The organism is Treponema sp. UBA753, assembly GCF_002297325.1.
Lineage (GTDB): Bacteria > Spirochaetota > Spirochaetia > Treponematales > Treponemataceae > Treponema_D.
The window spans coordinates 25363-35523 of the sequence record NZ_DBKJ01000081.1 but is presented as its reverse complement, the minus strand read 5'-3'; the positions used below and the strand labels follow the sequence as shown (position 1 = coordinate 35523).

At 37.2% G+C, this 10161-nt stretch carries 8 protein-coding genes; 7 read left to right on the top strand and 1 reads right to left on the bottom strand.

The features are described 5' to 3' along the window. Positions 1–227 precede the first annotated feature (227 nt). From B4C08_RS07320 to B4C08_RS07305, 4 genes are read left to right on the top strand one after another with little or no spacing between them, the layout of a single operon-like run. Complete coding sequence (locus tag B4C08_RS07320; RefSeq protein ID WP_296664194.1) at positions 228–1181, top strand: ATP-binding cassette domain-containing protein; 954 nt, start codon at positions 228–230, stop codon at positions 1179–1181. Then, positions 1162–1893, top strand: coding sequence for an ABC transporter permease subunit (locus tag B4C08_RS07315; RefSeq protein WP_296664193.1), 732 nt, complete (start codon positions 1162–1164; stop codon positions 1891–1893). Before B4C08_RS07320 ends, B4C08_RS07315 begins: the two co-directional genes overlap by 20 nt. A 3-nt stretch (positions 1894–1896) precedes the next feature. Continuing rightward, complete coding sequence (locus tag B4C08_RS07310) at positions 1897–3960, top strand: GldG family protein (RefSeq protein WP_296664192.1); 2064 nt, start codon at positions 1897–1899, stop codon at positions 3958–3960. A gap of 20 nt (positions 3961–3980) precedes the next feature. Then, positions 3981–4523 (top strand): DUF4340 domain-containing protein, encoded by a 543-nt coding sequence (locus B4C08_RS07305; protein WP_296664191.1) that lies wholly within the window; start codon positions 3981–3983, stop codon positions 4521–4523. A 7-nt stretch (positions 4524–4530) separates the two neighbouring features. Here the strand turns inward: B4C08_RS07305 and B4C08_RS07300 are convergent, their stop codons facing one another. After that, a complete protein-coding gene (locus B4C08_RS07300) occupies positions 4531–5298 on the bottom strand; it encodes a pseudouridine synthase (protein ID WP_296664190.1) in 768 nt (255 codons plus the stop codon). 417 nt (positions 5299–5715) lie between these two features. Between B4C08_RS07300 and polA the strand changes: the two genes are divergently transcribed. The 3 genes from polA to B4C08_RS07285 all read left to right on the top strand — a co-directional run bounded on the left by polA (position 5716) and on the right by B4C08_RS07285 (position 10156). After that, a complete protein-coding gene (gene polA / locus B4C08_RS07295) occupies positions 5716–8508 on the top strand; it encodes a DNA polymerase I (RefSeq protein ID WP_296664189.1) in 2793 nt (930 codons plus the stop codon). Continuing rightward, positions 8508–9107, top strand: coding sequence for a dephospho-CoA kinase (gene coaE, locus B4C08_RS07290; protein ID WP_296664188.1), 600 nt, complete (start codon positions 8508–8510; stop codon positions 9105–9107). Before polA ends, coaE begins: the two co-directional genes overlap by 1 nt. Before the next feature lie 110 nt (positions 9108–9217). Next, positions 9218–10156: an SPOR domain-containing protein gene (locus B4C08_RS07285; protein ID WP_296664187.1), complete on the top strand. Its 939-nt coding sequence runs from the start codon at positions 9218–9220 to the stop codon at positions 10154–10156. Positions 10157–10161: the final 5 nt, after the last annotated feature.

Sequence of the window (10161 nt, the reverse complement as noted above, 5' to 3'; positions counted from 1 at the left end):
TGCACTTTTTTTGCAAGATTGCTAACCGAGTTTGCTATGCAAACATCGCGGTGTCAAGCACGGCAATGACACTTAAATTACTGTTCTTATCAAAACTCGACATTCGGGCTAATTATATACCAATTTTTCATTATTTCAAATTTATTTTTTACTTTGACTGGCGGCGGAATATAACCTTGTGAAGTTTAGTTTGTTTTATTATATTAGTAAAAATTAATGAGGTGGTTATGATTGAAGTTGAAAATGTGTCGAAACTGTTCGGAAATTTTCGGGCGGTGGACGGCATAAGTTTTTCTATTCAGACTGGAGAAATTGTAGGACTGCTTGGTCCGAACGGAGCTGGAAAAACAACAACGATGCGAATGATTTCTGGTTTTCTTGAGCCTGATTCTGGAACTGTAAAGATTGACGGACTTGATGTTCTAAAAAATCCGGTTGAGACAAAAAGAAAAATTGGATATATGCCGGAAAGTGCGCCGATGTATTCCGACATGATTGTTGCCGACTATTTAAAATATATTGCTGAAATTGAAAATCAGAATCCTGAGGAAAAATGCCGGGAACTTGCCGAAATCTGCGGACTAAAAGAAGTCATGCACAAAAATATTGGAGAGCTTAGCCGCGGAAACAGACAGCGCGTTGGTCTTGCTCATGCTCTTATGGGAAATCCTGAAATTCTTATTCTTGATGAGCCGACAAGCGGACTTGATCCAAATCAGGTTTTAGAAGTGCGCAGTTTGATTAAGCAGATTGGAAAAACTCATACTGTAATTATTTCGACTCATATTCTTAGCGAAGTTGAAATGCTTTGCGGCAGAGTTATTATTATTTCAGGCGGAAAAAAAGTTGCCGACAGTCCTACAGAAGAACTTCGCGAGCATTTTGGAAATTCATCTGAAGTTCAGATTTGTGTTTCTGGGGCTTCCGCAGAAGATGCTGAAAAAATATTCCGCGGCATAAATGGTGTTTCAAAAATTCATTCAAGTTTCCATGATGGAAAAATTGAATTTAGAATTTCCGTTGAAAAAAATATTGAAACCAGACCGGAACTTGCAAAGGCTTGTGTTCAAAACGGCTTGGAACTTTTTGAAATGCAGCAGAAAAAGAACAGTCTTGAAGATGTGTTTAGAAGTTTGACTTCTGCACACGATGGAGTAGAAAATGAAAATGAAGAAAAATAAATCTTGGGCAGTCATTATGAAACGGGAACTTTGTTCATATTTTACAAGTCCTGTTGCTTATATTGTTGGCTCTCTGTTTCTTTTGTTCAGTGGATTTTTATTTTTTTCCACTTTCTTTTTAGTGAACCGTCCTGAACTTAGAAATTTCTTTGAGCTGCTTCCTATGTTGTTCAGTTTTTTTATTCCGGCGATGACGATGAGAATTTTCAGCGAGGAAAAAAAGAGCGGAACAATGGAAACTTTGGTTACTCTTCCTGTTACAAATTTTGATATTGTTGCAGGAAAATATCTTGCAAGTTTTGTGTCTAGCATTGCGCTTTTGATTCCGACTTTTTTTTATGCTATATCTTGCGCAATTTTTGCTTCTTCCAGAATTGATTTTGGTCCTGTTGTTGGCGGATATTTGGGAGCTGTGCTTTTAGCTTCGGCTTTTTGTGCGATTGGAATTTTTGCGTCGTCTGTTACAAAAAATCAAATTATCGCATTTTTCCTTGCGTTTGCAATTTGCATTTTCCTCACGATGATTACAGTTTTTTCTGTTTTGCTTCCGGGAATTTTTGTTGGATTCGCTTCATTCATTTCTTCCACGAACCACTTTATGTCGATTTCGAGAGGCATAATTGATTCGCGCGATATTTTGTATTTTGTTTCTTTGACATCAGTTTTTGTTTCTCTGACAGTCTGCGTAATTTCAAATCAAAGGAAAGGTTGAAAAATGAAAAAGGAAAATAAATTTGTTTCATGGATAAAAAATCCTTCCGCGGACATCTGGCTTTTTATAGTTGCCGTTGTTCTTTTAAATCTTGTTGCTTCTCGCGCTTTTTTTAGAATCGACTTGACGGAATCAAAATCGTATTCACTTTCATCTTCGAGCAAGGAAGTTGTAAAAAATCTTGAGGAACCGCTGAACGTAAAAGTTTTCTTTTCAGCAAACCTTCCGGCTCCTTATTCAAATGTTGAGCAGTATGTAAAAGATATTCTGGCCGAATACGGAAATTCCGCGAATAAAAATTTCAGCTGTGAATTTTTTGATATGGAAGATTACGATAATCAGAGAATTGCAAGAGGCTACGGGCTGAATCAAATTCAAATCCGCGAGCTAAAGAATAATGAAGTCGGTTTAAAAAATGCGTTCATGGGAATTGTTCTTTCTTATGCGGATCAAATTGAAAAGATTGACGGCATTTCTTCAAGCGATGGATTGGAATATAAAATCACTTCTGCGATTGGAAAAATTATTTCTAGCACAAATATTCTTGCGGGACTTTCTGACAATGTAAAAATTTCGCTTTATAAATCTGAATCGCTTGAGCAGTTTAATATTGCTGACTTTGAAAAAATTGATGATGAAGTTGACAAAGCTTTTTCTGCGGCGAACAAAAAATTTAAAGGACGGCTTGATTTTAATTCTGAAAATCCTGATTCTGAAGCTTCCCTTGCGCTCGGAAAAAAATATGGAATTCAGTCAGTGTCTTGGAAAAATTCAGATGGAAAAATTGAATATGGAACAATTGGCCTTGTTGTTGAATATGGTCCGAAAGTTCAGCTTGTTCCGCTTAGACTTACGAACGCGATTTTTCAGTATGTAGTTTCGGGGCTTGATGAGTTGGAAGAAAATATTGAAGAGTGCGTGAAAACTGTTGTTTCAAAAACTGATGTGATTGCTTATGTTACGGGACACGGTGAACATTCTCTTGAGGATAAAAATGACTCAATGTATTTGAAAACTCTTCTTGCCGATACTTATGATTTGCAAGAAGTAAATCTTTTGGAAAATGAAATTCCGATTTCTGCGCAGTCGGTGATTGTAAACGGTCCGAAAGAAAAATTTTCAGATGCGGAACTTTATAAAATTGATCAGTTTGTTTTGCGCGGTGGAAATGTGATTTTCTTTGTTGATTCAATTGACGAGACTATGCCTTATGGCGAGATGGCTTATTACAGTCAGCCTGAATATGTTCCAGTTGAAAACGGACTTGAAAAACTTTTTGATAACTACGGAATAAAAATTGGCAAAGAATATGTTATGGATGAAAAATGTTTTTCACAGCTCACACAGCAGTATGGAAAACTTGATTTTTATTATACGCCGCTGATTCAGAAAAACTGCCTTGATCAAAAAAATCTTATATCAAAAAATCTTGGCAACGTTTTCTTTCCGCAGACTTTTGAAATTGATGTTTCCAATGTAAAAGAAAACAAGGACGCAAAAGTTTCTGTCATTGCAAGGACTTCTGAAAAATCCTGGACGGTTCCTGTTGCAGAAAATTTTGTTTTAAGCCCTATGTCAATTTTTCCGCCTAAAGAAGAAGACAAGTTCAGTTCTAAAAACGTTGCAGTTTTAATTGAAGGAAAATTTAAAAGCGCATTTGAAAAGTCTCCTTTTGAAAGCGACTCTGAAAATGTTCTGGAAGCAAAAAGCCATTTGGATTCAAGTATTCAGAATTCAAAAATTTTCATTGCTTCCACATCTTGTATTGCAACTGCGAAATTCGGACTGCTTCAGGAAGATTCACAAACTGCGAACTCTTGTTTTGTCCGCAATGCAGTTGACTACATGAACGGCAAAGAAGACTTCTGCTCAATGCGCACAAAAAATCTTTCGCTTAACACACTTAAAATGTCTTCTGGAAAATTTGCGCTTGCAGTGAAATATTTTAATCAGGTTGGGCTTGCAGTTCTTGTTGCTTTAGGCGGACTTTGCGTGTTTATTCTGCGCCGCCATCACCGGGAAAAAATTCGAATGGCTTATGACCCGGAAGATCCTAGGCAAAAATAATATTTTAAATGGAGCTAGAAATGAAAAATATTTATACAAGAAAAATAGTTCTTCTTTCATCGATTGCAGTTCTTCTTGTGATTTACATTCTACAGATTTCTTTTTTGGGCAGATCGAAAGTAAAGACTGTTTACACAAAAGAAGAAATTGATTCTGTTGAAGTAACAAAAAACGGAGAGCATATTCTTTCACTTAAAAAGGAAAATGAAAAATGGCTCGTTGAAAATTTTCCTGCCATGGAAAACCGCGCTAACAGAATTGTAAATTCGGTCAATGAAATAAAAATACTTTCGACTGTATCTTATGACTTAGATGACTTGGAACGCTACGGCTTGTCTAGCGAGAACGCTGTAAAAGTTGTGGCTTGTTCCGGCAGAAAAGTTGAGCGCACTTTGTATGTAGGAAAAGATTCTGTTGCTGGAAGCCAGTGCTATGTGCGCCTTGATGACGAAAATAAAATCTGTCTTGCGCAAGGTTCGCTTAAATCTACATTTGAAGTTTCCGCAGATGAAATAAAGGAAAAGCCCAAGACTGAAAATTCACAGAACACAGAGGCTGAATAAAATTTTGTCATTTGAACAGCAGGGAAAGTTCTTCGCTTGAAAGTTCTCTGCTGTCTCCCGCTTCAAGTTTTTCATCTAGCGCAAGGCTTCCGATTGAAATTCTTTTTAAGAAGACAACTCTGTTTCCTTGCGCGCAGAACATCCGCTTTACCTGATGAAATTTTCCTTCTGTTATTGTGAGGCGACAGGAACTTGCTCTGTTCCATTCAAGAATTGCCGGCCTTGAAATAAATTCCTTTTCGTTTTTTTCAGCCGGAATAAAAAATCCTTCGCTGAATTTTTCTTTAAGAAGTTTTCTTTTCTCTTCTGATTCACTTTTTTCAAGTTCAACGTAGTAAGTTTTTTTTACATGGAAAAGCGGATTTGCGAGGCTATGCGAAAAATCTCCATTTGTTGTAAAAATCAAAAGTCCTTCCGTGTCTGTGTCCAGCCGTCCAACTGTATGAATCTTTTGCAATGAATTTTCATTTGTATAGTCAAAATACTTTTGCGGAATAAAACTGTAGACCGTTTTGTAAAGTCCGTCATCTTTTGTGGAGCAGATAGTGCCCGCCTTTTTGTTCATCATAATATATATGTCTGGCGCAAGATTTTTTTTGATTCCATCTATAGAAATTGCATCTGATGCAAGGTTCACCCTAAATCCGCTTTCAAGAATCCTTGAGCCGTTTACGCATACATTGTGCTTCTGCAAAAGTCTTCGGACTCTTCTGTGTGTGCTGATTCCCCGGCGGATAAAAACAGTGTCCAGCCGCTCTTTAAAAATGCCTTCCATTTGAAAAAGTATATATGCGTGCTTCCAAAAAATCAATTTTGCATTTTTATAAAAATCAAAAAACATTTTTGCTTATGAAATTTCTGCATTGCCTGGTAAAACGTGTTTTTCTGTTATGAAATAATTTCACGGTTTGCCCAAGTCATTTTCTGTTCGTGCAAAAATTTCACGAACCGTCCAATGCATTTTTTTGTTTATGAAATTTCTGCATTGTTTGACAAAACACATTTTCTTTGAATGAAATAATTTCATATCTTGCCCAGTGCGTTTTCTTAGAACGAAATGATTTCACAAGCTGGAAAAATTCGTTTTCTTAAAACGCAAGGATTTCATTCTTTGCCCAAGCCATTTCCGATTTAATTTTAAAGCTATGCCGACTCTCTTTTTTTTAGTTTCAAGCTGTGGTAAAATCATTTCATGGCAGAACAAAAAACTGAAGATAAGACTGTATATATTCTTGATTCCTACGGTTTGATTTACAGGGCGTACTTTGCTCTTTTGAATCATCCTCTTACAAATCCCGGCGGAGACAATATAAGTGCGCTGGTTATTTTCTTTAAGAATCTTAAGGCGCTCATTTCAAAATACAATCCGTGCTATCTTGCGGCGGCGTTTGATTCGCGTGTCAAGACATTCCGGCATGAACTTTATGCTGACTACAAGGCTAACCGGGTCAAGACTCCAGAAGATTTGCATGCGCAGGTTCCCTGGATAGAAGAAATTCTTGAGGCGTTGGAAATTCCTGTTCTTCGCTACGACGGATTTGAAGCTGACGATATTATTGCGACTGTTGCAAAAAAATGCGCTCAGGAAAAACGTCCGTGCAGAATTCTTAGCGGTGACAAGGACTTGCTTCAGCTTGTTACGGATTCTTGCTTGGAAATGCAGCCGGACCGAGCCAATGGCGGCTGGGAAGTTATTGGCGTGCATGAAGTTCTTGAAAAGTGGGGGATTCCACCTGAAAAAATTCTGGACTACCTTTCGCTTGTGGGCGATGCTTCTGACAATGTTCCTGGTGTAAAGGGCGTTGGCGACAAGACTGCGGTAAAACTTTTGAGCCAGTATGGAACTCTCGATGAAATTTATGCTCACGCTTCTGAAATAAAAGGCGCGCTTGGAGAAAAAATCAGGAACGACAAAGATAACGCTTATTTTTCAAAGCAACTTATAACTTTAAGGTGCGATGTTCCTGTTGAAATTAATTTTGAATCTTTCTGCACAAAAAATATAAATTTTAAATCCGGCGCGGAAGTTCTTGAAAAATACGGAGCTTATGCGATTGCAAAAAGTTTTGCTTCGGAAACTGCGGCGGAAATTCAGTCTGAAGAAAAATCAGTTTTGCCTGAAAAAGAAGTGGAAGAGAAAATTGCGTTGCCTGTAAAACAAAACGAAGGCGACTACAAGCCTTGTACAAACCTTGCTGAACTGAAAAATTTTGTGCAAAACATTTTAGATTCCGCAGAAAAAGTTGTGGCGTTCGATACAGAAACTGACAGCTTGAACACACATGAGGCGAATCTTGTAGGCTTTAGTTTGAGTTTTGAAAAAGGGAAAGGAATTTATGTTCCTGTTATTTTGAGCGGCGGAATGTTTGCTCCGGAAACGATTTCTAAAAAAGATTGCATTGATGTTCTTGAAAAACTTTTTGCAGAAAAAGAACTCACTCTTGTAATGCACAACGGAAAATTTGATCTTGAAGTTCTTTATGCAAATGGAATGCACTCAAAAACTGAATGTAAGATTTTTGACACGATGATTGCCGCCTGGCTTTTGAATCCTGCTGCTTCTGGAAAATCTCCTTACGGCCTTGAATATCTTGCGGAAAGAAAACTGGGGCTTAAAGGAATTGAGTTCAAGGACATTGTTCAGAAAAACCAGACTTTTGCAGATGTTCCTTTGGAGAAGGCTTTTAAATACGGCGCGGAAGATTCTGATTTTACATTGCAGCTTTATTATCTTTTAAAAGATGAAATTAAAAAATCAAATCTTGAAAAACTTTTTTATGAAATGGAAATGAAAGTTCTTCCGATTCTTGTTTCCATGGAAATTCAAGGAATTCATTTGGACAAGAAAAAACTGAACGAGTATAAAGATGAACTTGCAGTTTTGATTTCAGAAAAAGAAAAAGAAATTTACAAAGAGGCAGACTGCGAATTTAACATTGCGTCTCCAAAACAGCTTCAGGAAATTTTGTTTGAAAAACGCAATCTTCCTCATGGCAAAAAAACAAAAACTGGTTACAGTACAGACACTGCTGTTCTTGAAGAACTTGTGTTTTCTACAAACGACCCTCTTCCAAAAATGATTCTTGATTACAGGTCGTACACAAAACTTCAAAGCACTTATGTGGAGGCACTGCCTTTGCTTGCAGATAAGAATGGAAGAATCCATACTTCTTTTTTGCAGACGGGAACTGCCACAGGCCGCCTTTCAAGTCGAGATCCAAATTTGCAGAACATTCCTGTGCGTGATGAATCTGGAAGAAGAATTCGTTCTGCGTTTACTGCTGTACCGGGAACAGTTCTTATTTCTGCAGACTACTCTCAAATTGAACTTGTTGTGCTTGCGCATTTGAGCGGCGATAAAAATCTTTGCTCTGCCTTTATAAATGGAATTGATGTTCATAAATCCACAGCCGCTTTGATTTACGGAATTTCTCCAGAGCAGGTGAAGCCAGAACAGCGTCGCTTTGCAAAGACTGTGAACTTTGGAGTTATGTACGGAATGAGCGCGTTTCGACTTGCAAATGAATTGAACATAAGCCGGACAGAAGCAAAAAATTTTATTGACCAATATTTTTCAACGTATTCCGATGTTAAAAAATTTCTTGATGAAACAAAACGTATGGCAAGAGAAACCGGTTATGTTGAAACAATTACTGGACGCAGACGTTATATTCCAGAAATAAAAAGCTCAAGCAAGATTGTGCTTCAGGGCGCTGAAAGAATTGCAATAAACACTCCGATTCAAGGTAGCGCGGCTGATATTGTAAAAACTGCGATGATAAAAGTTCAGTCTGCCTTGGAAAAATCCAGTACAGGCGCAAAGATGCTTTTGCAGGTTCATGACGAATTGATTTTTGAATGCCCGGAAGACAATGCGGAAAATGCAATTTCAATTATTCAGCGCGAAATGGAAAATGCTGTTCAATTGAAAATTCCTCTGCGGGTGAGTATTGAGCGCGGAAAAAACTGGGGAGAGTTCCACTGATGGTTTTGTGTGTTACAGGTCCGATGGCGGCAGGAAAAAATGCGGCAAGTTCAATTCTTGAAAAAATGGGATTTGTTTCGATTGACGCAGATTTAATCGGCCATGACGCAGTTGAAAATTGCAAGGAAAAAATTCTTGAGGAATTTTCTTCTTTGGCGCAGAAAAATAAAATTCATCTTTTAAGTCAAGATGGAAAAATCAACAGGAAAAATCTTGGTCAGCTTATATTTAAAGACAAAGCGCTTGTGAAAAAACAGGAGGATATTGTTTTTCCGTATATAAATTCAGTTTTGGAAAATTTCATAGATGAAAATTCTAAAAAAAATGTTGTGGTCAATGCGACAGTTTTGTACAAAGTGAATGCAATGAAAAAAGTTGAAAAAATTTTTTTTATTGATTGTCCTGCTTTTATCAGATTTTTTCGTGCCAAAAAACGAGACAGGCTGAAGTCGCTTCAGATTATTGAAAGATTTTTTTCTCAAAGATTTTTGTTCAGCCAATATAAAAAAACTGGAATTGAAATTTTTAGAATCGTAAACTGCGGAAATATTTCTTCACTCCAAAAAAAAATTGAACGTGTGATTTTTAAGTGTCAGTAGGCTTTTTAAACTTAAATTTTCTTCTAAATATCTTTTTTTTAATGCCGATATTCTTTGTATGGAATACCGGCTTTTTGTTTTATTTTTGAAAGCTGGCAGGGGATAAAATTATGGAACAGAAAAGAACTATTTGGATTGTACTTGCGGCTGGAATTTTTTTATCAGTTGTGCTTGGTGCCGCTGTAATTCTTTATGCGTCTGAAGCTAAAAAAAATACAACTGCTCTTTATCAGCGTTCTGCGGGCTCAGTTTGGATGTCTCCAGAAACTGCACAGCAAAAACACGCTGAATCGTTTTCAAATGAAATTGATTTTCCGAGCGAGCCTCCTGCTATAGAAAGCAGTATAAATCCTGCGGAAGTAAATAACTCTTCTGTAACTTCAAATATTGAAACTCCTGCGGAAGGAAAAACTTCCATTGAAAATTCTGATTCAAAAATTGCGCAGACAGACAATGTTACTGTTATTTCTACAGGCAACACAAGCGTTTACAATGTTGGAGATTCTTCAACTACAACAATTGACTTGAATGCATTGAAGAACACTGCTTCTGCATCTAGCAATGTTACAGCCCAGAATAAGGCTGCTGAAACTGCAATTAGAGAAACAAATGCTGTTCACCGCAATGTTGAAAAAACTTCTCCTGTAGTTGAAAAGCAAGTTTCTTCAACAAAAGCTTCTGCATCTAGCAATAAAAAATCAGCTTCTTCAAAAAGTTCTTCGCAAGTTTCTTCAGCTCCAAAAAAATCAGCTCAAGTTTCTGCTTCAAAATCTGCTTTGGCAAAAAAAGTTTCAGACAGATTTTGGGTTCAGGCTGGTTCTTACACGACAACAAAAAATGCTGATGAAGCCAGAGGAATTCTTGAGTCAAATAAAATTCCATGCGAAGTGTTCACTTTTACAGATGCAAAAGGCGTTCTTCATTACCGTGTAAGAGTCGGACCTTATACAACAAAAAGTGAAGCTGAATATTGGAAGCAAAGAATCGATACAATTTCTTTGTTTGCAAAAAACGGAACTTATGTAACAAATACTAGCGCGCCAAAATAACTAAA

What these genes read in the sequence shown, in the direction of transcription:
- coaE (WP_296664188.1), top strand. Translation starts at nt 8,508, where the DNA reads ATGGTTTTGTGTGTTACAGGTCCGATGGCGGCAGGAAAAAATGCGGCA.
- B4C08_RS07310 (WP_296664192.1), top strand. Translation starts at nt 1,897, where the DNA reads ATGAAAAAGGAAAATAAATTTGTTTCATGGATAAAAAATCCTTCCGCG.
- B4C08_RS07285 (WP_296664187.1), top strand. Translation starts at nt 9,218, where the DNA reads ATGGAACAGAAAAGAACTATTTGGATTGTACTTGCGGCTGGAATTTTT.
- B4C08_RS07320 (WP_296664194.1), top strand. Translation starts at nt 228, where the DNA reads ATGATTGAAGTTGAAAATGTGTCGAAACTGTTCGGAAATTTTCGGGCG.
- B4C08_RS07315 (WP_296664193.1), top strand. Translation starts at nt 1,162, where the DNA reads ATGAAAATGAAGAAAAATAAATCTTGGGCAGTCATTATGAAACGGGAA.
- polA (WP_296664189.1), top strand. Translation starts at nt 5,716, where the DNA reads ATGGCAGAACAAAAAACTGAAGATAAGACTGTATATATTCTTGATTCC.
- B4C08_RS07300 (WP_296664190.1), bottom strand. Translation starts at nt 5,298, where the DNA reads ATGGAAGGCATTTTTAAAGAGCGGCTGGACACTGTTTTTATCCGCCGG.
- B4C08_RS07305 (WP_296664191.1), top strand. Translation starts at nt 3,981, where the DNA reads ATGAAAAATATTTATACAAGAAAAATAGTTCTTCTTTCATCGATTGCA.